This window comes from Mucilaginibacter sp. P4_C11 (assembly GCF_056402115.1).
The window spans coordinates 37,578-59,757 of the sequence record NZ_JBFUIA010000030.1 but is presented as its reverse complement, the minus strand read 5'-3'; the positions used below and the strand labels follow the sequence as shown (position 1 = coordinate 59,757).

The 22,180-nt window shown below is 40.5% G+C and carries 22 protein-coding genes; 12 read left to right on the top strand and 10 right to left on the bottom strand.

Annotated features, from left to right (window positions below; all coding sequences use genetic code 11):
• Window positions 1-163 precede the first annotated feature (163 nt).
• The 3 genes from AC1DU2_RS23695 to AC1DU2_RS23685 all read left to right on the top strand — a co-directional run bounded on the left by AC1DU2_RS23695 (window position 164) and on the right by AC1DU2_RS23685 (window position 2,512).
• Window positions 164-826: an MBL fold metallo-hydrolase gene (locus tag AC1DU2_RS23695; RefSeq protein ID WP_477387380.1), complete on the top strand. Its 663-nt coding sequence runs from the start codon at window positions 164-166 to the stop codon at window positions 824-826.
• Between the two features lie 241 nt (window positions 827-1,067).
• Entirely contained in the window at window positions 1,068-1,700 is a 633-nt protein-coding gene (locus AC1DU2_RS23690) for an HAD family hydrolase (protein WP_477387378.1), read from the top strand.
• Window positions 1,701-1,729: 29 nt separating this feature from the next.
• A complete protein-coding gene (locus tag AC1DU2_RS23685) occupies window positions 1,730-2,512 on the top strand; it encodes a DUF6438 domain-containing protein (RefSeq protein WP_477387376.1) in 783 nt (260 codons plus the stop codon).
• On the opposite strand, the gene AC1DU2_RS23680 is transcribed toward AC1DU2_RS23685, so the two are convergent.
• Complete coding sequence (locus AC1DU2_RS23680) at window positions 2,509-3,990, bottom strand: ATP-binding protein (protein ID WP_477387374.1); 1,482 nt, start codon at window positions 3,988-3,990, stop codon at window positions 2,509-2,511. The genes AC1DU2_RS23685 and AC1DU2_RS23680 overlap by 4 nt on opposite strands.
• Before the next feature lie 182 nt (window positions 3,991-4,172).
• On the opposite strand from AC1DU2_RS23680, the gene AC1DU2_RS23675 reads away from it, so the two are divergent.
• The gene (locus AC1DU2_RS23675) at window positions 4,173-4,562 is read left to right on the top strand and encodes a hypothetical protein (protein WP_477387372.1); all 390 of its coding nucleotides are present in this window, start codon (window positions 4,173-4,175) and stop codon (window positions 4,560-4,562) included.
• Here the strand turns inward: AC1DU2_RS23675 and AC1DU2_RS23670 are convergent.
• From AC1DU2_RS23670 to AC1DU2_RS23660, 3 genes are all read right to left on the bottom strand, one after another.
• A complete protein-coding gene (locus tag AC1DU2_RS23670) occupies window positions 4,552-4,881 on the bottom strand; it encodes a hypothetical protein (protein ID WP_477387370.1) in 330 nt (109 codons plus the stop codon). The genes AC1DU2_RS23675 and AC1DU2_RS23670 overlap by 11 nt on opposite strands.
• Before the next feature lie 10 nt (window positions 4,882-4,891).
• Window positions 4,892-5,362 (bottom strand): ferritin-like domain-containing protein, encoded by a 471-nt coding sequence (locus AC1DU2_RS23665; protein ID WP_477368587.1) that lies wholly within the window; start codon window positions 5,360-5,362, stop codon window positions 4,892-4,894.
• A 110-nt stretch (window positions 5,363-5,472) separates the two neighbouring features.
• A complete protein-coding gene (locus tag AC1DU2_RS23660; protein ID WP_477387368.1) occupies window positions 5,473-8,076 on the bottom strand; it encodes a PAS domain S-box protein in 2,604 nt (867 codons plus the stop codon).
• 352 nt (window positions 8,077-8,428) lie between these two features.
• On the opposite strand from AC1DU2_RS23660, the gene kaiC reads away from it, so the two are divergent.
• Genes kaiC through AC1DU2_RS23640 form a run of 4 tightly spaced genes read left to right on the top strand, consistent with a single transcriptional unit; the run spans window position 8,429 to window position 12,485 of the window.
• Window positions 8,429-10,162, top strand: a complete 1,734-nt coding sequence (gene kaiC, locus AC1DU2_RS23655) for a circadian clock protein KaiC (RefSeq protein WP_477387366.1) — start codon at window positions 8,429-8,431, stop codon at window positions 10,160-10,162.
• 5 nt (window positions 10,163-10,167) lie between these two features.
• Window positions 10,168-10,455: a circadian clock KaiB family protein gene (locus AC1DU2_RS23650; protein WP_477365381.1), complete on the top strand. Its 288-nt coding sequence runs from the start codon at window positions 10,168-10,170 to the stop codon at window positions 10,453-10,455.
• Between the two features lie 10 nt (window positions 10,456-10,465).
• The gene (locus AC1DU2_RS23645; protein ID WP_477365384.1) at window positions 10,466-10,798 is read left to right on the top strand and encodes a circadian clock KaiB family protein; all 333 of its coding nucleotides are present in this window, start codon (window positions 10,466-10,468) and stop codon (window positions 10,796-10,798) included.
• Between the two features lies 1 nt (window position 10,799).
• The gene (locus tag AC1DU2_RS23640) at window positions 10,800-12,485 is read left to right on the top strand and encodes a PAS domain-containing sensor histidine kinase (RefSeq protein WP_477387364.1); all 1,686 of its coding nucleotides are present in this window, start codon (window positions 10,800-10,802) and stop codon (window positions 12,483-12,485) included.
• A gap of 271 nt (window positions 12,486-12,756) precedes the next feature.
• Here the strand turns inward: AC1DU2_RS23640 and AC1DU2_RS23635 are convergent, their stop codons facing one another.
• From AC1DU2_RS23635 to AC1DU2_RS23625, 3 genes are read right to left on the bottom strand one after another with little or no spacing between them, the layout of a single operon-like run.
• A complete protein-coding gene (locus AC1DU2_RS23635) occupies window positions 12,757-12,990 on the bottom strand; it encodes a hypothetical protein (protein ID WP_477357902.1) in 234 nt (77 codons plus the stop codon).
• Window positions 12,954-13,868, bottom strand: a complete 915-nt coding sequence (locus AC1DU2_RS23630; RefSeq protein WP_477387362.1) for an IS3 family transposase — start codon at window positions 13,866-13,868, stop codon at window positions 12,954-12,956. The genes AC1DU2_RS23635 and AC1DU2_RS23630 overlap by 37 nt, the downstream gene beginning before the upstream one ends.
• A gap of 2 nt (window positions 13,869-13,870) precedes the next feature.
• Window positions 13,871-14,425, bottom strand: a complete 555-nt coding sequence (locus AC1DU2_RS23625; protein ID WP_477387360.1) for a hypothetical protein — start codon at window positions 14,423-14,425, stop codon at window positions 13,871-13,873.
• 143 nt (window positions 14,426-14,568) lie between these two features.
• Here AC1DU2_RS23625 and AC1DU2_RS23620 point away from each other — a divergent pair, with 143 nt between their 5' ends.
• Window positions 14,569-15,345 (top strand): enoyl-CoA hydratase/isomerase family protein, encoded by a 777-nt coding sequence (locus AC1DU2_RS23620; protein WP_477387358.1) that lies wholly within the window; start codon window positions 14,569-14,571, stop codon window positions 15,343-15,345.
• A 207-nt stretch (window positions 15,346-15,552) separates the two neighbouring features.
• Window positions 15,553-18,222, top strand: coding sequence for a PAS domain-containing protein (locus AC1DU2_RS23615; protein ID WP_477387356.1), 2,670 nt, complete (start codon window positions 15,553-15,555; stop codon window positions 18,220-18,222).
• A 75-nt stretch (window positions 18,223-18,297) separates the two neighbouring features.
• Here the strand turns inward: AC1DU2_RS23615 and AC1DU2_RS23610 are convergent, their stop codons facing one another.
• A complete protein-coding gene (locus AC1DU2_RS23610) occupies window positions 18,298-18,576 on the bottom strand; it encodes a hypothetical protein (protein ID WP_477387354.1) in 279 nt (92 codons plus the stop codon).
• Between the two features lie 92 nt (window positions 18,577-18,668).
• On the opposite strand from AC1DU2_RS23610, the gene AC1DU2_RS23605 reads away from it, so the two are divergent.
• Window positions 18,669-20,351 (top strand): MutS-related protein, encoded by a 1,683-nt coding sequence (locus tag AC1DU2_RS23605; RefSeq protein WP_477387352.1) that lies wholly within the window; start codon window positions 18,669-18,671, stop codon window positions 20,349-20,351.
• A gap of 5 nt (window positions 20,352-20,356) precedes the next feature.
• Here the strand turns inward: AC1DU2_RS23605 and AC1DU2_RS23600 are convergent, their stop codons facing one another.
• The gene (locus tag AC1DU2_RS23600; protein ID WP_477365404.1) at window positions 20,357-20,650 is read right to left on the bottom strand and encodes a chaperone modulator CbpM; all 294 of its coding nucleotides are present in this window, start codon (window positions 20,648-20,650) and stop codon (window positions 20,357-20,359) included.
• 5 nt (window positions 20,651-20,655) lie between these two features.
• Window positions 20,656-21,558 carry a DnaJ C-terminal domain-containing protein gene (locus tag AC1DU2_RS23595; RefSeq protein WP_477387350.1) on the bottom strand — a complete coding sequence of 301 codons (903 nt, stop codon included), beginning with the start codon at window positions 21,556-21,558 and terminating at the stop codon, window positions 20,656-20,658.
• Between the two features lie 222 nt (window positions 21,559-21,780).
• On the opposite strand from AC1DU2_RS23595, the gene AC1DU2_RS23590 reads away from it, so the two are divergent.
• A complete protein-coding gene (locus tag AC1DU2_RS23590; RefSeq protein WP_477387348.1) occupies window positions 21,781-22,116 on the top strand; it encodes a cupin domain-containing protein in 336 nt (111 codons plus the stop codon).
• Window positions 22,117-22,180 lie beyond the last annotated feature (64 nt).

Sequence of the window (22,180 nt, the reverse complement as noted above, 5' to 3'; positions counted from 1 at the left end):
GAACACCATTTAATGATTTAACAGGATTTTAAAAAAAAGGCACCTTTAATATAGTGCTTTTACTTGTGTAAAAATTATTAAACTTATTGTGCCTGTTGGGTGTATACTTTATTGAAGCTAATCCTGTAAATCTTGTTAAATCCTTAAATCGTGTTAATTGTGTATGAAGATTTCTAAATACCTCCATTCCTGCCTTGTATTTGAATTGGATGATTATAAGATATTATTTGATCCAGGTAAATTCTCGTTTGCCGAGGGCGATGTTACCACACAAATGTTTGCGGATGTAAAAGCCATTGTGATAACGCATATCCACCCCGATCATTACGACCTGGAAATATTAAGGAGTATCCTGGATTTGAGCGGCGCCATAGTGATTACCAACAGCCAGGTAGGGCGGGAGCTGGATAAAGCCGGTATAGTTTACACCATGTTTGAAGAAGGCACTCAAAACTTTGGCCCCTTTATTTTAAAAGCTATCCCGGTTACGCACGAGTTAATTATGGACAATCCCTTGCCCCAGATGACCGGGTTTATCATTAACGACAAAGTACTGCACCCTGTTGACTCCATGGAAGATAAGCTTTTGGAATATAAAGGAATTGAGTTGCTGCTTATGGTAACCATGGCACCTTTTGCCAATGAAGTACGAATTTCGGGTTTTGCTGATAAACTACAGCCAAAACAAATATTGCCGGTTCATGATGGTTATGCTAAAGAGTTTTTCATAAAACAACGCTATGACGCATATGCAAAACATTTTGATAAACTTGGTATCAAATTTCACGAAATTTATAGGGTAGGTGATGGTATAACTATCGATTAATTGGTATTCACGAAACTACATTTGGAAGTGCCGCACGGCGCTATAGAGCAGATTTGGCATAAAATAAAAAAGTCCCCGCGTATTACGGCGGAGACCTCTATGGAACCAACCTCCTGCTAAGCTGGCCCACATTAACCTTATCACATTTCAAAAGTGAGGATTAATAATGAAGAAAGTATGAACTTCGTTTTCATACCTAAGCTTAATTTTACATCTTAGCAAAAACCCTTGAAAATTATATATGCAGAAGCCTGATAGCCTCATTTTTGATATGGACGGAACCCTTTGGGATGCCGTTGACACTTACACCACATCATGGAATTTAACTTTTGAAAAACTTGCTATAGATAGAGTAATAAACCGTACCGAACTGCTGGGGCTTATCGGAATGGAGGGAAGTAAGCTAACCAAGGCCATATTGCCTGATTTTGAAGATAATATAGCCCAGGGAATTTACATGGATGTAAATGAAACCAGGAGGCAGATATTACCACAAAGTGGTGGCAATATGTACGAAGGCGTTATAGATGGGCTGAAATTATTGGCAACAAAATATAAAGTTTTTGTGCTGAGTAATTGCGCTGTCGGCATTATACCGCTATTTATAGCATGGGCAAACATTGGCGATTATGTTACCGATTATATAGCTTATGGCGAAAACAACATGCCCAAGAACTATAATATGCATTTGCTGATTGAAAAACATGGGCTTAAAGCGCCAGTATATGTGGGCGATACACAAGGTGACGCGGAGCAGACACGCCTGGCAGGTATACCTTTTATATTTGTGAGCTACGGATTTGGAAAAACTAATGACTACGAACACAAGTTTAATGATTTTCCGTCGTTAACATCCTATTATATGGGTTTGTAAAGCAAATCTGCATTTCATAAGTATACTAAATGATAAAGCGCGGCTTTTTGTTATTTGCATTTGTTATTGTTTTTGGCGGGTTGCACGCTCAAAAAGTACAACTGGATTCTATCCGTTGGATTAATAAAGACCTGGGGCATCTCTATTTTCAGAAAGGCCGTGTCAACTTTAATTTTGTTGGAAGCGATAAATTCAAAAGTCATTACGCCATTGTAAAAGATACTTTGATCATGACTGATGTTTATACGTCAAGCGCTGATAACTTTAGGGTTAAACACAAAACCAATTTTAAATTTTTGATAAGGAACCTGACGCAAAGCCGGCTTTATATCAAAGCTATCGACTCGAACGCAGTTAAGCTGGCTGGTCCGGGCACTTATGAGTTTACCAATTTTAAAAACAGTTATGATAAAGATGTTAAATTCTCTGCCATACGCTTTTTATCGTCAACCTGTCACGGAGATTGCCCACAGCTTGAAATCACAATTTCGCCAAATGGCGATTATCATTTAAGAGGAGGGGAGTATGCCGATCCTTATAAAGGCGAGTTTACAGCAAAATTATCCAGGCCTCAGCTTGATACCTTAAATTATTGGCTTAAGCATAGCGAACTCAAAAAAATGTACGGCTGGCAGCAACAAGACCAGGTAGTTGATGCACCTAACTATTATTTTGAAATTGATTTTGAAAACGACAAAAAGAAACTGAGCGTGACCACCAATCAGCCACCGGTAAATATGACCGACCTGGTGCAATTCATGCTATCGTCCTATAAAAAGGTAAAATTAACGCCGGTAAACACTGGCCATTAAAATGGGATACTAAAATAAAACGTGGAACCCACCCCTTCGGTGCTTTCAACCCAAATTTTACCTTTATGGCTTTGAACAATCTCGGCTGACAGGTAAAGACCTATGCCGAAGCCGGAGACATTTTTTATTTTTTCGTTATCAACCCGGTAAAAACGATGAAACACCTTCTTATGATCTTTTAATTTGATGCCTACTCCTTCGTCAGTAACCGCTACAATTACAAAACCATCGGTGATGGTACTGTTAACCATAATCTTGGTTCCCTTGGCCGAATATTTTACAGCATTGCTTAAAAAATTACCAATAACCTGGCCAAGTTTTTCTTTATCTCCGGTGACGGTTAAAATATTTGAATCATTGAAAATTATGGTATGACTGTAGGTTGACAGCAACAACTCGGCAATGCAATCGCCTAAAAGCTTGTTCATATCAAACAATTCCGGTTTAAGCTGCAGCTTGCCCGATTCCAGCTTTGAAAGATCAAGAAAACCATGAATCAAATCGGTCATTTTATTAACCTGGTTATTGGCTTTACTTAAAGCATTATCAACAAAAGCATCATTATTTGCAGCTAATTTTTTTGAAAGTACCTGGATGTATGATTTAATAGAAGTCAATGGCGTTTTTAACTCATGGCTGGCCATGGCTATAAAATCATTTTTTCTTATCTCATCTCGCTTTACTTCGCTTATATCAATAACGGTACCCAGCATTCTAACAGGTTTTTGCCGCTCTCCGGTAACTAGTTTACCTTTGATGCTTAACCAGTGGATGCTGCTATCGGGCCAAATCACTCTTATATCATACGCATAAATGCCGGTTTTTAGGGCTTCATTAAAGGCGTTAGTTATTACCTGTTTATCTTCGGGCAGCACCTGCTTTTGAAACGCTTCTATTGATGATAACCTGCTGCCTGCCGGATGACCGAATAATTCGGCTAACTGTGGCGAACACAACCTTATTTCGTCTTTAAAATCCCAATCAAAAGTTGCAAAGCCCGTAGCCTCGGCGGCAAGCCGCAACCGGTTTTCGCTTTCTATAGCAGCTTCTTTGGCGTTTACTTCGCCCGTTATTTCGGCAATAGTATTTAAAATATAAGCAACCTTACCATCGGGGCCATTAAATGGCACATTGCTGCATGACCAATACCTTGCCCGGTAATCCCCGGTTTCCGGGTCGCGGGTATCGTAACGATAGCTTGGGATATCAATTTTTTGACCTGTTTGTATTACTTTGGCAAATGTTTTACGGGCACCGGTTTCATCTTCGGGGTCATCATCATCGTCTGGAAATACCCGGAAAAAACTTTTGCCAATAATTAGTTCGCGGGTGGCGTTTGTTATGGTCAGATAGGCTTCGTTAGCAGCCATAATTGTAAAATGCGGTGCATCGGCCTTTACCAACAGCGAGCCCGGCGATTTTTCGAATATGATTTTGAAAATCTCATCTGGCAAAACAGGCGATAGTTCGGCGGGCATTTTTATTAATTTTAGATAAAGTCAGATAAAGTTAGAGTTTAAACTCAATATGGGTAATTATTAATAATAAATTTTTTATTTAACCTTTAGGAAATAACCGCGAGCCAAAGGCCATTTTTATTTGATTTATAGTACGCTGCATCTCAACTTTTTGTAGCTTTAAATAATTTAAAACACCATCCATGAAGATCAAAACCAGGGTAATTCTTTTATTAATTGTATTGTTACTGTTTGCAGGTTTTTTTTACTATCGTTTTTATTTTGTTTTTGGAGAAGGTGCCAAAGCGGGTACCATGAATTATTTTGTAAAAAAAGGATATGTTTTCAAAACCTATGAAGGCAGGCTGATACAAAACGGTATACGTACGCAAGCGCAGGGAAGTATAGCTTCAAACGAATTTATGTTTTCGGTAACAGATGAAAAGGTAGCGCAACAACTAAACAACAATGCCGGATCGTACCTGGAGCTGCATTATAAAGAATATCTCCATACCCTGCCATGGAGGGGTGTTAGCGTATTTGTTGTAGATAGCATCATCTCGGCTAAGCCAATAACTCCGGTTAATCCTTAAAAAGACTATCGGCTTTGCCGGAGTTAGCTTCCCTGATCTTGCTTAAATTAAAGGCTAATTGGCCACCAACATTGTTTGCTTTTATCAATCCTTTATCAAAAAGGTAATTAAGTATATCGTCGGCATTTTTTTGGTGAGTACCGGGGTGGGTGCCTGGTTCAAGCAGGCTTAGTTTTACGGCAACTTCATCCGCCGTTGCTTCTCCTAACTGGGCAAGTGCAAACACAACGTTATTTTGCACGCATGCCGAAGTCGAATATTCGTGAGGCACGTGTAATGGTTTATACTCATCAAAGAAGGAATGATCGGAGCTATTCATAGTAAAACAGTTAAATGTTTACAGCTTCACGTAATGCCTTAACAGTTTCGTGCGATGTTTTAAAACCCTCCAACTGCCATGCTAAAAGGTTTACTACTTTATCGTCTTCCCAAATAAGCTCTTTATCGTCCTGTGCTTTTCTGTATGCCTTGATGATCACATCTTCGCCATATTCGCAGTCCGCCAATATACCCTGCCTGTCTTTATTGATAAGCACGGCTTTCAAGTTAATCCAGGTATGATAAAATTTACCCGATAGCGTAGTGCCATCAGTTGGCTGGCCTCCTAGAAATAGTATATATTCTTTTAACTCGCTTACATTGTTTTTACTTTGATCAACATATTCGTTGAACAGTAAAACCAGGTCATTGTCTGTCGAATCATCCGATGCTTTTTGATAACCGGCGATGCGGTCGTTATTTATTTTGATCAGATCATTAAGTGCCGAGATCTGGTGTTGGATATGCTGTAATACTCCCATGACTTATATATATTATATAAACACAACATTATATGAGAGTTAATGTTTCAGTTTTTGTGTCAGGCAGTTCGTGTTAAATGTCAAAACCTTTTGTTAGTCAAAATGGAAATTTATTGCTCGTTCCCATCAACCGGTAAAGCAAAGCAAAAGGTAGATCCTTTGCCCTCGACACTGTTTACCCACATCCTGCCGCCTTCGCGCTTAATTATTTCTGACGAGATGTATAATCCTAATCCCAAACCAGGGAAGGTATGCTGCTTGTCGCCGCTAACTCTGTAAAATTGTTCAAATACCCTGTCTTTTTTATCATCGGGAATGCCTATGCCAAAATCCTGCACACAAGCAATAGCTTCGTTATTTTTCAGCCGGGTGCTTACAATTATCTGATCGGTATGCGGCGAGTACTTTATTGCATTGGTTATCAGGTTGGTGATTACCTGGCTTATGCGGTCTTTATCCGAGTAAATCTGGCCTGTTTCGGTAAAATCGGCCACCAGCTTATGTTTTTTTGTGGTGTGCTGCAAATCATCCATCGTTTCTTTAACCGCCTGGTTAAAATCAAACCATACCTTGTTAAATTGTAGCCTGCCCGAGTTTATTTTGGTAACATCCAACAAATCGCCTATTAAATTGGTAAGCCGGTTTACCTGGGCATCCATTCTTGCTACCATTTCGGCCTTTTTGGTTTCACCCTCCCGGGTAAGCATTGCCCCCAGCACCTGCGCGTAAGCTTTTATACTGGTTACCGGCGTTTTCAACTCATGACTTGCGATACCTAAAAAATCGTCTTTTTGACGTTGAAGCTGCTTTTGCTCATCTATATCGGTATTAGTACCAAACCATTTAACAATTTTCCCGTCGTTAACAAAAGGCAAGGCCTGGGCAAGGTGCCATTTATAAACCCGGTTTTTATCGAGCAGCCTAAACTCATATTGGTATATATTTCCGGTTTTAATGGACGATGTCCAGGCGGCAACACATCCATCCGTATCTTCGGGATGCACCAGGTTTAGCCACGATGTGCCGATTATCTGTTCCTGGCCTGTTCCAAAATAATCTGTTGTACGCTGGTTTACGTAATCAATATTACCATCTGTAGTGGCTGTCCATAATTGTACGGGCATAAAATCGGTAACAAACTCAAACTGCTTAATCTGCTCGTTTAGTTCTTGCCTGTCGGCAATTTCGCGGCGCATATCACGTGCTATGGTAGCGCGGCCCTGCGGTTTACCGGTAACCGAATCATAAACCAGCATTGTTGTTCCATATACAGGGATTGCCTCGTCCGTTTCAAAATGTTTAAAACTGATCTCGCCCGACCATTTGCCATCTTTCATCAAGCCCTTGTTCACTTTATTAACCAGTTTAACCAACTCGGCTTTCGTTAAATACTCGCTGTTGTGCCGCTCCAGGTCCTGCTGGCTTTTTATACCTAACATTATCCTCCCCGCCGCATTAACATAACTCACGTTGCCATCCAGGTCGGATAGGCTTACAAAATCCGAACTGTGGTCAATCAGTGTTAATAATTTATACTGTTCATTATGGGCGTTTTTTTCGGGCCTCAAGTCGCGGGCTACAGTTGCCAGGCCAATAGGGTTATCAGAAAAACTATCATTTATTCGGAACGAATTGAGATATACCGGTATCGGTTCGCCTGTTTTAAAATGCCTGTATCTTATTTCACCACTCCATTTGCCATTTTCCAGTATAGCGGGTAACATTTTATCAGCCGCGATTTGCCTGTCATCTTCATAAAAATAATCAAGACCGGATATTAATGCTTCGGCAGCATCATTTATGCCCAATAAATTTACGCCTGCCTTATTCACGTAAGTAACATCGGTAGCGATGCCGCTGAGTACAATAGCATCGGCGGTGTTTTCAACCAGGGCTATTAACTTTTGTTGCTCCTGCCTATCCAGTTGTTCGCGGGTAGCGTCCCTTATGATGCCGGCAAAACGCCAAAGCTCATTATCAAGCCCGAAATACGCCTTGCCCTTACATTGAATCCAATGTTTCAGGCTGCCATCCCGGTTAATTGTTCTGAATGTTATATCATAATTTCCATCCGACAGTGGATTATATGCATTCTGGACAGCTTCCCTAACCCGAAACTCATCTTCGGGATGAATGTGCCTGAAAATATCGTTGTACGTTACTTCCTCGCCAGCCGAAAAGCCGCACAATTCTTTGCAGCGATCATCCCAAATCACAACTCTTTGGGGTGGATAAAGATCCCAGGTGCCTATTTCGGCAGCATGTAAGGTAAATTGTTTACGTTCTTCGCTTTCTTTTAATTTTAACCGGGTTAATACCAGCTCGGTAACATCTGCGGCTGTATTTAAAACTCCCCAAACCTGGCCCTCGCTATTCTTTATTGGCGTAAATACAAAGTTAAAGTAAAACGTTTCAAGGTTTCCATTTACAACTATGTCAACGCGTGCTTCTGTGGCCTCGTAAGCTACCCCTGTATGGTAAACGTTGTTCAGGATATCAAAAACCGGTTGTGTTTTTAGTTCGGGCAACAATTCAAAATAACGTTTGCCAACAACGTCATCGCCTTTTGCAAATATTTTGATGATGGATTTGTTGGCAATTTTTATCAACATATCTTGCCCTATATATAAACCAACCGGGCTCGGCGACTCTTCTATGAGGATACGAAAGATATTTTCGTTGTTTAGAAAACTTTGTTCTGTAGCGTTGGTCATTTACCTGGGAAAGTGTATAAATATACTCCTTTAATTTACATGGTAATAAACTAAATACCCAGCCTTATGTTTTAATAAATCGCCGATTCGGGCTGTTGAATAACATCTTTAAGATAGTTATTTTCAGCGGCGGGATTCTTTATTTTATAAAACGATTAATTATCACGGTAATGGCCATAAAGTATTATAGCTAAGCAAGGTCGTTGCCTTATCTTCCACGTAAAAAAACAGCTACAAACCAATAAATAAATTTCTCATGATAAAACAAAGTGGGCCTGTATTGCATTATTAACCAATTAAATTGCAGATGCAGGTACGTTGATAGCACGTATAAAATAAAACGCTGTTCACAATGAGTAAAGAAAAAAAAGAAGAAAAGCCAAATTTCCCCTCGTTACCTAAAAGTCAAACGGGCATAACGGGTTTAGATGAAATAACCGGTGGTGGGCTGCCCCAGGGCAGGCCTACCTTAATATGCGGCGAAGCTGGCTGCGGTAAGACTTTAATGTCGCTTGAGTTTATCGTTCGCGGCGCAACGGAGTTTAATGAACCAGGTATTTTTATGGCATTTGAGGAGAAGGCCGAAGAATTGGCAATGAATGTAGCTTCATTAGGTTTTGATCTGATAAAGCTGCAAACCGATAATATGGTAAAGATTGATCATGTTCACATTGACCGCAGCGAGATTGAGGAAACCGGCGAATATGACCTGGAAGGCCTGTTCATTAGGCTGGGTTACTCCATTGATTCAATTGGGGCAAAAAGGGTAGTGTTAGATACACTTGAGAATTTATTTTCGGGCCTAACGGATCAAACTATCCTTCGGGCAGAACTGCGCCGGCTATTTAACTTTTTAAAAGATAAAGGTGTTACAGCCATAATAACCGGCGAAAAAGGTGAAGGACCATCTTTAACCCGTCAGGGCCTGGAAGAGTATGTTTCTGACTGCGTTATCCTGCTTGACCATCGCGTTATCAACCAAATTTCTACCCGGAGGTTACGGGTGATAAAATATCGCGGTTCGCAACATGGAACTAATGAATATCCTTTTTTAATCGACGAGGACGGTATTTCTGTATTGCCGGTTACGTCTTTAAAACTTGGAAAAGATGTGTCCTCGAGTAGGGTGTCTTCGGGTATTCCGGCACTTGATAGTATGCTTGGCGGGCACGGTTTTTTTAAGGGGAGCAGCGTTTTAGTTTCGGGCACAGCAGGAACCGGAAAAACCAGTATAGCGGCATACTTTGCCAATGAAACCTGTAATGGCGGCAACAGATGCCTGTACTTTGCTTTCGAGGAGTCGCCAAAACAGATTATCAGGAACATGAAATCTATCAATGTGGATATGCAAAAACACATTGACAATAACTTGCTGCAATTTTATGCGTCCAGGCCCACTTTATATGGCCTTGAAATGCACCTTGTGGCTATTTATAAACTTATAAAAAAATTTAAACCTGCCGCGGTTGTGCTCGATCCCATAACCAACCTTATCACTGTTGGTTCTGTAAGCGAGGTAAAATCAATGCTCATAAGGCTGATAGATTTTTTGCAGGAAGAACAAATTACAGTAATGTTTACGGCGTTAACCCTTAATACAATTATCAGCGACCAAACCGACGAGGGTGTATCATCGCTTGTTGATGCCTGGCTATTGGTGCGGGATATCGAGTACAACGGTGAACGGAACAGGGGTATGTATATCATGAAATCGCGCGGTATGAAACATAGTAACCAGGTGCGTGAGTTTGTTATTACAGACAACGGACTAGACCTGGTTGACGTATATCTTGGGCCCGAGGGCGTACTTACCGGATCGGCGCGTGAGGCTGAGAAACTAAAAGAAAAAACCGGGCTTGCGCTACGGGACTTTGCCGTATCGCGTAAAGACAAAGAGATTATGCGTAAACGAATGATGCTGGAATCAAAAATAACCAACCTAAAAGCAGAATTTGAATCCGTTGAAGATGAGCTGAATAAAATTTATTTAGAAGAAGAATTAAAACAACAGATAATAGAAAAGAACCGGGATGAGATTACAAGGATGCGCAGGGGTACAACTGGGGCTGATAAAAATAAAAGTTAAATGAAATGGAAGACGAAACAGTAAAATATGAATTGAGGTTGTACGTTGCCGGTAAAACAGCCAAATCTGTTGCCGCGCTTGCCAACCTTAAAAAATATTGCGAAGAATATTTAAAAGGCCAGTATACCATCGAGGTAATAGATTTATTGGTGCAACCCCAACTTGCAGAGGGTGACCAAATATTTGCAATACCCACCCTGGTAAGAAAGGTGCCTGAGCCTATCAGGAAAATAATTGGCGATTTATCCAACGAAGAAAAAGTGCTGGTGGGTTTAAATATCAGGCCACGCTAAAGAAAATATAATGTCTGAACAAGATCAACTGCCACCTTTGGCCCAGAATTTAAATTTTGATGACGGGAGTGTTTTTCAGTTACGCTTGTTTGTAGCCGGAGCCTCGCCAAATTCAACGCGTGCCATATCCAATTTAAAGGGTATTTGCGAACAGTATTTAACCGGTAATTATGAATTGGAAATTATAGATGTTTACCAACAACCTTTAATTGCCGAAAGTGAACAGATTATTGCCCTGCCGCTGCTAATTAAAAAAGCGCCGGGGACCGAGCGCCGGTTAATAGGCGATATGAGCAATGTCGCAAAGGTACTTCGTGGGCTTGGTTTATATACTGATTATTAATATGAATCATGCTAAATTAACATACGACGAGCTAGTACAAGGATTTCGGGAGCTTCAGTTTAAATTAGACGAAGCAAACGATACTATTGATGCTATACGGAATGGCCAGGTTGATGCACTTATTGTTAAAGACAATACCGGGCATCAATTATATACACTTAAAACAGCCGACCAGACCTACCGTGTTTTTATTGAAAAAATGAACGAGGGGGCCGTCACCCTAAATACGGAAGGTATAATTCTGTATAGCAATTCGCGTTTTGCAACCATGATGAATATGCCTTTAGAGCGGGTAATAGGATTAAGGTTTGAAACTTTTATACCCGAAATTTCTACAGAAAGATTTAATTACATGATTAATAATGGCTGGGAAGAAGATTGCAAAGGGGAGATTTTGTTGGTAGATAAAAAGGGCCATTTAACACCTTGTTTGTTGTCATGCACAACCCTCAGTCTTGACGAAGGTTTATCGCTTAGTTTGATACTTACCGATTTAACAATGCAAAAAGAAGCCGAATGGGAACTTAAAGTAAAAAATGACCAGCTTGTTGCGGCGCAGGCAGAAACTAAAAAGCTGAATAACGAACTTGAGGACACGGTAAAAGAGCGTACGAAAGACCTCCTGATAAGCAGGGAGCATTTTAAGCTGCTAAGCGATAATATTCCGCAGATGAGCTGGACAAACCTGCCCGACGGTGAAATTGATTTTTTTAACCAGCAATGGTATAATTATACCGGCTTACGTTTTAGCGAAACCGCAGGTTGGGGCTGGCGGCGCGTAGTCCATCCGGATGACCTGGCGGTAACCATAGATAAATACATACACTCATTGAAAACCGGAGATATTTTTGAAGTGGAAAACCGTTACCTGCGCTGGGACGGAAAATACCGCTGGCATTTAAACCGGGCCATGCCGTTGAAAGGTGATAACGGCGAAATTATTTTTTGGGTAGGCACCGCTACTGATATTGAAGATCAGAAACAGGAAATGGAGCGTAAAGATGAATTTATAGGTGTGGCCAGTCATGAACTTAAAACACCATTAACCAGCTTAAAAGGCTACATTCAGCTCATCAGTGGTTATAACAAGGAACATGTGCCGCCGGTTGTTAAACAATATATTGAAAAAGCTGGGGTTGCTGTAAATAAACTACAACGCCTGGTAAATGATTTACTCGACGTAAGCAAAATACACGCGGGCAGGCTTGAATACGCTATCGAAGAAGTTAACCTTCGCGATTTGGTTTTAACATCGCTGGAGAACGCGGAGCACATGTATCCCCAGCATGAATTTGAAAACCAGGCTACCGCCCCGTTTAAAATTATCGGAAATGCTGAAAGGTTGGAACAAGTAGTTATGAATTTTATAAATAACGCTGTAAAATACTCGCAGGTAAACAAAAAAATAATCATTAAAACCGAAATCAATGAAAGCGTAGTACGCCTATCTGTTACCGATTTTGGAATCGGGTTATCTGCCGGGCAGATTGAGCGTATATTTGAACGTTTTTACCGGGTTGAAGATCAAAAATTCATGGCTAGCGGCCTGGGTATGGGGCTTTATATCAGCACCGAAATTATAAATAATCATAATGGTAAAATTGGGGTAGAGAGCGAATTGGCCAAAGGCGCAACCTTTTATTTTGAGTTGCCAATTATAGCAGAACAAACGCAGCTAAATAGCTAATGGAATGAACTTATGGCGTCGGGAAGATATAAGTATCAAACGATACCTTGCTTTTATTGGCAGATCGTGGTTAAATGATCGAGGTACCAAAGGAACCTTTATTGGCCAACAACAGGCACAAATATTTGGATGCGACTAAATTGCGCGATCAGTTTAGTGTTAACCATGATAAAATATAAAATATTGATTATTAAATACTTATAAATTTTTTATCCGAAATGTGTTAAGTTATGTTAACCCAATTTGATGCGTTTGACCCGTCCTGAAATAGCTATACAGATTTGTGAGTTAATCCTGTAAACACTATACAGGTTCTTTTTTTAAAGATAAAGTTAAATAACTTGTTGTTTGTTTGTCGTGTTGGAATGTGGGAAACTCCTTCAGTTTTCCATATTTCAACACGTTTTTCTTTTTTTGCTTCTTTTTTTCTTTTTGCTGAACCTCCTCTTTTTGTTGATAACTCATCTGTCAGGCGGGAATGGCCAGCGGCTTTTCCTTCTCCCATTTGCCCGGGTATTCCTTCCAGCGTTTTTTCAGTACATCACCTTGTTCATGCGCCTGGCAAGGCGTCAGGTAGTCACAGCTTCCATGGGGCCTCAATTCGTTGTATGCCTTAATACTGCCATCGATCTTTTTATAAGTCTGCTCAAAGTTAACCGGGCTGATGTACAGGTTGAATTCCCCCTTGATGATGCCATTCATTCGTTCGGCCAGTGCATTCTCATACGGGTCACCCCGTTCAGTCATACTGATGGAAATAGTTTCGCTCCCAAGCAATTCCACATAATCCTTAGAGCAGTACTGAGACCCTCTGTCAGAATGATGGGTAAGGGTTTGCCCGCTGTAACTGCGGACATCCAGGGCCATCTGTAAGGCCGCTATAGGCCCCAGCGCCAGCATATCCAGGCGGAAACAATAACCCATGATCTTACGTGAAAATGCATCTGTTATCAGTGACAGGTAGCCCCATTGGTTTTGCACCCGAATGTAAGTTATATCGCYTACCCAAAGTTCCTCCGGCCGTATAATATGCATTTCCTTTACCAGGTTGGCGTACTTATGCATCCAGTGCCGGGAATCGGTGGTGATTGCTTTTCGTTTACGCTGCCTGATCAGCAGCTTATGAGCGTCAAGCAAGTCAAACAGGTAGTCCCTGCCGATTTCTATATGATGAGAAGCCAGTTGCGGCTTAAGCAGATAAAGCATCTTTCTTGTCCCTAACCGGGGTAAAGGCTTCCTTATTTCATGAACAAGCTGCAGGATAATTTCCTCCTTGATAGAGTCATCTTGGTTTCTCCATAAGTGATCATAGTGCGCATGGCGGGTTTTGCCAAACAGTCCGCATAGAAACTCCCAGCTTAAATGGGCGTAGTCCTGCTTCATTATCATGACTGCCTGGCCCCAGCTTTTTTTCTTATCTTGATCTTAAACTGATCCTCCGCTACATCAATAAGGGTATTTAAGGCACTGATCTTTAGCTGTGCATATTCCAAAGCCTTTTTTAAAGCTTCCTTTTCCGGGTCCGGCACACCAGACTGCACTTCAACTTTATCCTTCATCTCAAACGGATCATGGACCGCAAGTTCCGCATTTTCTTTCAACGAGGCCTTAAGCCATTTATTTAGCGTTTCTCCACTTAGTCCGTATGACTTCCTCGCTGCATAAGGTTTCAGAATGCCTTGCTCAACCTGGYGGACAACGGATCTTTTTTCTATGTCGCTTAAATGATATCCCCGCTGTTTTTCCTGGTACTCTTTCGAGCCGTGGTCGCGCATCCATTTACTCAGAGATGCCCGCGACATGCCATACTGATAGGTTATCACGCTCCGCGGGGTCCCTGATTCTATCGATTTTATGATCTCATCCCGTAGGCTGCTTTCAAAGTGACATCGAGTAGTAAGGCGAATCTGACTCGCTTTTTGTTCCGATTCTTCTTTCATACACTTTCTTTTAGTGTATAGTTATTTCAGGACGAGTCAGTTTGCGCTTAATTATTTTAGGCTAAAATTGCAGTTAACTAAAATACTTCTGATATTGGACGTGCGTTGGTTTGGTTAACAAACCAATTTATATACCCATAAACATGTCGGCCATCGATAACGGAAATGTATCAAGCATAACAAGCACCAATGGTACGGCTACCATTAGTTTCTATCATCCATCTCAAAATTCTCTTCCATCTCATTTACTGCAAAAACTTGCTAAAAGCATTCAGGAAGCAGGCGCCGATGATGTTGTAAAAATTATTGTGTTAAAAAGCGGGGGCGATCGTACATTTTGTGCCGGCGCCAGCTTTGACGAATTGATGCAGATAAAAGATAAGGAACAGGGAAGTAAATTTTTTTCGGGCTTTGCCGATGTGATAAATGCATGCCGCAAATCCACTAAAATAATTATTGCACGTGTGCAGGGGAAAGCCGTTGGGGGCGGAGTAGGCCTTGCCGCGGTTGCCGATTATTGCCTGGCTACTCAATTTGCTGCAATAAAGCTAAGTGAGCTGGCGATAGGGATAGGACCATTTGTAATTTCGCCGGCGGTGGTGCGTAAAATTGGCTTACCCGCGTTTTCGCAGCTGACTATCCGGGCAACTGAATTCCAAACTGCGCAATGGGCAAAAGAAAAGGGCTTGTATAACGAAGTTTATGAAGATATAGCCGCTCTCGACTTTGCTGTTGAGGAGTTGGTAAACAAACTTGTGTCATATAATCCCGCGGCCTTAACTGCCCTTAAACAATTATTATGGGAAGGAACCAACAACTGGGATTCGTTATTAGCCGATAGGGCAGCAATTAGCGGCGAATTGGTATTATCTGATTTTACCCAGCAGGCCCTTCGTGCTTTTTTAACCCCAAAAAAATGAGTAGCTGTTGGTTTAATCAACTGGTTTTGATTTTTTTTGTTGATTAATTAGAGTGGTTATTACCCACTGAAGCCATTGTTTGTTAAAATTAGCTAAGGGCTTATTTTATTATAACTTTATCAGGATAAATTTACTTCCCAAACCATATCGTCATAAAGGCATAATATTTTGGTAAATTATATAGATTGCAAGAATATTTTATTTTAAATGTACCAACCTCAAAAAAGCAAATTTATAAGCCTTGTAAGCTTATTCACCATATTGGCAGGTGTACTGGTTGTGTGCGGATGGCTTTTGAATATAGATGCACTTAAAACACTCATACCTCAATATGTAGCGGTAAAATTTAGCACCGCACTTTGCCTGAGTTTGCTGGGTTTAGTTACTTTATTCATCCAACAACCTCCAAAAAAATATATCAACCGCGCTGTTATTGTTCTATCAATAATCGTTGCCTTAATTGGCCTGTTGGGGCTACTCCAATATCTGTTGCAGTTTCATATACTTACCGATAATTTTTTTGTTAATGGTGTTGATATCATAACTGGTGCCAACTATACTTATAATAGTTATACAACCATCAATACTTCCATTTGCACTTTATTGTTAGGTTTTGCCTTTTTACTTATTGTTACTAAGCGAAAAAAAATGCAGTTGACGGGGCAATACATGCTCCATGCTGTCACCCTTATTTCAACCGTTGCTATTATCGGTTACGTATACGGTTTATCTCTTTTCTATAACTTCAGTTATGTGAGCTCGATGCCGGTGCATACAGCATTATTGTTTTTTGGAATTTCAATAGCTGCTTCGCTTTTGCATCCTCAATACGGGCTTACTAATGTGTTTACCGGTAGCAGGGTGGGTAATCAAATGGCCCGTAAGTTGTTTTTACCGTTAGAATTGATATTTATTGTTTTAGGTTTTCTGAGGTTTAAAACACAGTATAATCACCTGGTTACACTTGAAGTTAGTATTTATATGCTAACGCTCATTATGCTTGGCATTTGCCTTACCGTAGTTGCTGTTACTGCAATATGGCTTAACCGAATCGATGAAAAACGTTCGACCGCAGAAAATGAAGTTATTTCAATTAACAGTTCGCTTGAAAAAAGGGTAGCAGAACGATCGGTTGAACTAACGGCGCTTGTAGATAAGCTGGGTGAAAGCGAACGCAGGTACCGCTTACTTATTGAACATGCTTCAGATGCCATATATGTACTTAATTTCGACAATAATTTCACCGAAGTTAATGCCAGCATGTGCAAAATGACGGGGTACGCGCGCGAAGAGCTTTTGCAACTCAATTTAATAAACTTGCTTGAGCCCGAGCATCTGAAAATTGACCCTATCATATTGCGCCCTGATGACTTAACAGAAGCTACTATTAAAGAACGCCGCTTTTTGAAGAAAGACGGTACTATTTTCGACGTAGAAGTAAACGTAAAGAAATTCTCAGACGACCGTATTTTGGTTATAGCGCGTGACATTACCGCCCGTAAAGCAATGGAAACTGAATTACGACTTGCCGAGTTGAAATTCAGAACACTGGCCGAAAAATCAATGGTAGGCATTTACATCATTCAGAAAGCTAAATTTACCTACGTAAACCCTCGTTTTGCCCAGGTTTTTGGTTATAGTCAGGACGAGCTTATTAATGCCCCATCTGCAGCAATGGTTGTTAGCGAGCAACATAGGGACATCGCGTTAGAGCACATCCGTGCCCGGTTAGAAGGAGAGATTGACAGTATCGATTACGAGGCAATTGGCCAACGGGCGGATGGGTCATTGAACTGGGTAGAGTTTTATGGTAACATGGTAACAATTAATGGCGAGCCCACCATTATCGGATCAATGATAGATATAACAGAAAGGAAGGAAGCCGAGGAACTACTGCGCCAATCTGAACTGAAATATAAATTATTGTTTGATAGCAATCCATTGCCTATGTGGATGATATCGAAAGACGATCTTTCGATAATTGCAGCAAATAAAGCTGCGGCACGACATTACGGCTATACCATTAATGAGTTTTTACAGATGAATGCCCGGGATATTAGAATTGAAGAAGATTGGAGCGCATTGGTTGATAGCTTTAATAAAAACACTTCCGACTCCGGAGATCAGGGTATTTTTAAACACAAGAAAAAAGACGGATCGATAATTAATGTTCAGATTATTACCCAGGATATTGTATTTAATGGCCGGCCGGTACGGCTGTCATTGGCAAATGATATTACCGAAAAAATTAAGTCGGAAGAGTTGCTGCGGAAATCAGAAGCCAACTTGCAGACAATTTTAAACACCACCGATTCTGCTTACGCGTTGTTTGATAAAAACCTGCGTGTACTGGCATACAACACAATGGCTGCAAAATTTGCAAAAACGCAATATAATCACGGGCTGGATGGCGCTGATTTGCCGGCAGATTACTTTCCCATTGAACGGTTTCCTCAGCTTGAAAGGTTTGCTGGGCAGGTGCTAACCGGGCATCATGTAAGCTATGAAATTGATTACCAGCAGCCCAACGGTGATATGATGTGGTATTACGTAAGGCTATTGCCAATTATTGACAGCAATGACCTGATATTGGGGCTGATGATATCGCTTTACGACATTACCGAGAGAAAGAATGCCGAAAGCGACTTGAAGGCTGCTTATGAACGAATTCATGATCAGATAAATAGCATAAAAACAATGGCTTGGAAACAATCTCACTTTATGCGCAGCCCTATAGCCAATTTAAAGGGACTTGCAGCCATGCTTAAAGATGACCCGGGGGATGCCACCGCTTTGGCATATATTATGGTAGAACTTGACCGCCTTGATACTGTAATAATTGAAATGGCAAACGACGCAGCTATTCATGAGGATTAAATGGTTTTAACATTCAAAATAAAAGCCCATCCGGTAATGCAGGATGGGCTTTTATGACATATTATCATTTACCTATTACCAACGGCGGTGGCCATGAAATGACCTGTAATATGTTCTGTGATAGTACGGCCTGCAATAGCTTCGGGAAGTGTAGTATCTTGGTCTTTCGTAATAAACACTGCGGTCGTAGTAAACGGGTTCAGCGTAGTAAGGGCGATAATCGTCGGCCACGATAACCCTGTGATGAGGATAACCATATCCAAAAGATGCGCCAATGGAGATACTTTGAGCTTTGGCAAATTGAAATGAAAATAATATAGACAGGGTTATTATCGAAATTTTAATCAGTTTCATCGCTTTAAAAATTTATTAGTTAATAACTTTTTTTACATTTATATTGACTGGAAAATAAACCACGGGTTTAAATCTTTTATATTCTTTTAAGCATGTATTATATCATTTTTACGGTACTAATTTTGTCTATTGTACTAACAATTTCATACATAGTATCTTACTTTGGAAAATTACGGGCTAAAGAAAAAAACCTGGAAAAAATCAAAAACAAATGGGCAAAACCGGTAAACTCGAGGCGCAATTTTGATTTGATAAAAATTTACCTGGATGCGGATGCGGCCGCGGGCAAAATATCATCAGTAACCGCAGATGACCTCGACCTTAAAAATGTTTTCAACTATATAGACAGAACTAATTCAAAACCCGGAAAGCAGCTATTATATAAGAAATTGCATTTTCCGGAAACATCACTTGATAATTTGTCGAAACTTGATGCCAAGGTAACAGCCCTCAATGCGGATGCACCCAATCGTGAATTTTTAGAACTCGAGCTTTCAAAGCTCAGCCATAGTAATGCCTATCAAATTCCCAACTTGTTTTTAAAAACGCATACGCCATTATTTGCCCCTGTTATGGCTTTGTATGTTAAAATTGTGCCGTATTTAATTTTAGCAGCGCTTGTGTCACTTATTGTTATACCTAACCCAGTCAGCCTGATCATATTGGGCGTTCTGTTGGGTTACAACACTATATTTCATTTTGCCAGCAAGAAAAAAACAGCTGAATATTCAGATTCGCTACCACAACTGTTAATAATGCATAAAGTGGCAGTTTGGTTAGTTAGATATGCAGATATTGGCGATACCAGCGACATCAAAAAATGCCTCCTAAACCTGGCCGGTTTAAAAAGATCTTTAAGTATTGTGAATTTCGAAAGTCATCTGGTGGTTGATTCTGGCTCTCCGGGGTATGCAGTATTTCAGCTTTTTAAAGTGCTTTTTCTGCTCGAGCCACATATTTATACCAATTCAATAAACCACATCGGCAAATTCCGCGAAGACATTGAAAAGGTATACAATTTTGTTGCCGAAGTTGATGTACTGATAGCCATTCAATCGGTAAGGGAAGGTTTGCCATTTTACAATAAGCCCGAATTTATCAGCCAGGATGCAAAAATGGAAATTACCGATCTATTCCATCCTTTGGTAGATAAATGCGTGCCTAATTCATTGTATACCCGGGCAGATAGGGGCGCATTGATAACCGGCTCAAACATGTCGGGCAAAACAACATTCATTAAGGCAATAGCAGTTAATACTTTGCTGGCTCAAACTATATTTACCAGCTGCGCCAAGGCTTATAAAGCACCATTCCTAAAAATACAAACCAGTATTAAAATAACCGATAGTATTGAAGAGCAGCAAAGTTTTTTCCAGGCACAGGCGCTGGCCATATTAAATATTGTTGATAGCAGCAGTGCTGCCGAAGAAATTAAAAGCCTGGTTATTATAGATGAAATATTCAGGGGTACAAATACCATTGAACGTATCGCCGCCGCAAAATCGGTTTTATCATATATCACAGCCAACGATAATTTTGTTTTTGTATCTACCCACGACCTTGAACTGGCCGAACTGCTGGATGAAGATTTTGCCATTTACTCGTTTGAAGACTCCAAATCGGGCAAAACCCTTGTATTCGATTACAAATTAAAAGAAGGCCTGCTTAAAAGCAAAAATGGTATCGCGATATTAGCATCAATGGGCTACCCGGAGTCTGTAATTGATGACGCCAATATTGTAAGCGAACGCATGATGTTGAAGTATATGGAGTAGGCAACTTACTCTCCCTCATACATCTTCAGCTTATTGCGCAGCCCGCGCATATTTTCCTGCATTTGTTCAATCCTGTCAAGCATATGTGTTATCGCCTCGATGCCGGCGATATTGATATCTAACTCGTGTAAGCTAACTATTTTCTGAAGCTTTTTTAATTCCGATTCGGGAATGAATATGGTTTGGTCAACTTCTTTAACATCAACAAGCCCTGCTTGCTGCAACGAATTTATAAACGTGAACTCCACGTTATGGTAGATACAAAATTCATTGACTGTAATTAGATTCTCCGTTTTCATAATAATCAGGATTTTGACAGTTCTTCAAACAGTTGCTTTTGTTTATCGGTAAGGTTGGTTGGTATTTTTATGTTATAGGTAAGATATAAGTCGCCAAACTCATTCTCTTTTTTATAAACCGGCATACCCTTGCCTTTCAACTTTACCTTGGCGCCATTTTGAGTTTCGGGCTTTACTTTAACTTTTACTTTTCCGGTTGGTGTTTCGGCCATAATCTCGCCACCTAATACAGCCGTATATAAATCAAGATCAATAGTATTATAAAGGTTAGCGCCATCACGTTTAAAACGGGCATCCGCCGGGATATTAAATTTAATAAACAGATCGCCGGCAGGGCCTCCATTTACGCCAGCGCCCCCATGGCCGGCAATTTTAATGGTTTGGCCATTTTCAATTCCAGCCGGGATTGTAATTCGTATGTTTTTTCCGTTAACGGTAAGCGTTTGCTTATGTGTTTGCAGAGTGTCCTGCAGGTTCAATTGAAATTCGGCATTCAAATCCTGTCCGCGGTAACCCGTGCGGCGCCCGCCACCCGCACCTCCGGCGCCACCAAACATCGATTGGAAGAAATCGGAAAAATCTTCGCCGCCGCCAAAACCACCTCCAAATCCTTCGAAACCGCCCGCCCCATTACCACGTTGCCTGTTTTGTTGCTGCCTGTTTTGCTGTTCATATGCTTCGCTATGTTGCCAGTTTTCGCCGTATTTATCGTATTTTTTGCGTTTTTCGGCATCGCTCAATACTTCATTAGCCTCGTTTATTTCCTGGAATTTTTTATTCGCTTCAGCGTCGTTAGGATTTAAGTCGGGATGATATTTGCGGGCCAGCTTGCGGTAGGCATTTTTGACGTCTTTATCCGAAGCTGCCTTGTCTATCCCTAATATTTTATAGTAATCAATAAAAGCCATGATTGGTTGATGTGTAACTTATCTAATAACTGTATAAAGATAAGATGGTTTTCAAATATTGCGGCATTATAAACGGTCAACATTTGGTTATATATTTTAATTAATCAGGTGGTTTTTTTACCCCATTCACAATCACTCCAAATACCAGAATTGTTTTACCCGGGAGACAATAGCAGTTAAAGAAAAGATACAAAGTTTAAAATAGTAGTGTAAATTTGATGCATGCAAAACCAATTTTTTCACCTGTTTAGCGATATCAAAACCAAAGAGATTGCGCCCGGCTATTTTTCAAAACTAATCCACACCGATGCCAACACCATCAATTTTATTGAGGTAAAGGCAGGGATATCTTTACCGATGCATAAACACGTACACGAACAGTCTTCCTTTGTGCTGGAAGGCCAATTTGAACTTACTATTGATGGTATTCCGCAGGTATTAGATTCCGGAATGTTTGCAATCATCCCATCAAATATTGTGCATGGCGGTACTGCTGTTACTGATTGTAAACTGATTGATATTTTTAGCCCGGCCCGCGAGGATTATAGATTGTTGTAAACGGTTAATTTTTTTGTTAGGGATTTATTGCTGTAAATACTAAGTTTGCCCTCCCAAAAACAAG

What these genes read in the sequence shown, in the direction of transcription:
- AC1DU2_RS23640 (WP_477387364.1), top strand. Translation starts at nt 10,800, where the DNA reads ATGAATCATGCTAAATTAACATACGACGAGCTAGTACAAGGATTTCGG.
- AC1DU2_RS23675 (WP_477387372.1), top strand. Translation starts at nt 4,173, where the DNA reads ATGAAGATCAAAACCAGGGTAATTCTTTTATTAATTGTATTGTTACTG.
- AC1DU2_RS23620 (WP_477387358.1), top strand. Translation starts at nt 14,569, where the DNA reads ATGTCGGCCATCGATAACGGAAATGTATCAAGCATAACAAGCACCAAT.
- AC1DU2_RS23600 (WP_477365404.1), bottom strand. Translation starts at nt 20,650, where the DNA reads ATGAAAACGGAGAATCTAATTACAGTCAATGAATTTTGTATCTACCAT.
- AC1DU2_RS23610 (WP_477387354.1), bottom strand. Translation starts at nt 18,576, where the DNA reads ATGAAACTGATTAAAATTTCGATAATAACCCTGTCTATATTATTTTCA.
- AC1DU2_RS23615 (WP_477387356.1), top strand. Translation starts at nt 15,553, where the DNA reads ATGTACCAACCTCAAAAAAGCAAATTTATAAGCCTTGTAAGCTTATTC.
- AC1DU2_RS23595 (WP_477387350.1), bottom strand. Translation starts at nt 21,558, where the DNA reads ATGGCTTTTATTGATTACTATAAAATATTAGGGATAGACAAGGCAGCT.
- AC1DU2_RS23695 (WP_477387380.1), top strand. Translation starts at nt 164, where the DNA reads ATGAAGATTTCTAAATACCTCCATTCCTGCCTTGTATTTGAATTGGAT.
- AC1DU2_RS23665 (WP_477368587.1), bottom strand. Translation starts at nt 5,362, where the DNA reads ATGGGAGTATTACAGCATATCCAACACCAGATCTCGGCACTTAATGAT.
- AC1DU2_RS23670 (WP_477387370.1), bottom strand. Translation starts at nt 4,881, where the DNA reads ATGAATAGCTCCGATCATTCCTTCTTTGATGAGTATAAACCATTACAC.
- AC1DU2_RS23645 (WP_477365384.1), top strand. Translation starts at nt 10,466, where the DNA reads ATGTCTGAACAAGATCAACTGCCACCTTTGGCCCAGAATTTAAATTTT.
- AC1DU2_RS23635 (WP_477357902.1), bottom strand. Translation starts at nt 12,990, where the DNA reads ATGGGAGAAGGAAAAGCCGCTGGCCATTCCCGCCTGACAGATGAGTTA.
- AC1DU2_RS23605 (WP_477387352.1), top strand. Translation starts at nt 18,669, where the DNA reads ATGTATTATATCATTTTTACGGTACTAATTTTGTCTATTGTACTAACA.
- AC1DU2_RS23685 (WP_477387376.1), top strand. Translation starts at nt 1,730, where the DNA reads ATGATAAAGCGCGGCTTTTTGTTATTTGCATTTGTTATTGTTTTTGGC.
- AC1DU2_RS23690 (WP_477387378.1), top strand. Translation starts at nt 1,068, where the DNA reads ATGCAGAAGCCTGATAGCCTCATTTTTGATATGGACGGAACCCTTTGG.
- AC1DU2_RS23650 (WP_477365381.1), top strand. Translation starts at nt 10,168, where the DNA reads ATGGAAGACGAAACAGTAAAATATGAATTGAGGTTGTACGTTGCCGGT.
- kaiC (WP_477387366.1), top strand. Translation starts at nt 8,429, where the DNA reads ATGAGTAAAGAAAAAAAAGAAGAAAAGCCAAATTTCCCCTCGTTACCT.
- AC1DU2_RS23680 (WP_477387374.1), bottom strand. Translation starts at nt 3,990, where the DNA reads ATGCCCGCCGAACTATCGCCTGTTTTGCCAGATGAGATTTTCAAAATC.
- AC1DU2_RS23590 (WP_477387348.1), top strand. Translation starts at nt 21,781, where the DNA reads ATGCAAAACCAATTTTTTCACCTGTTTAGCGATATCAAAACCAAAGAG.
- AC1DU2_RS23660 (WP_477387368.1), bottom strand. Translation starts at nt 8,076, where the DNA reads ATGACCAACGCTACAGAACAAAGTTTTCTAAACAACGAAAATATCTTT.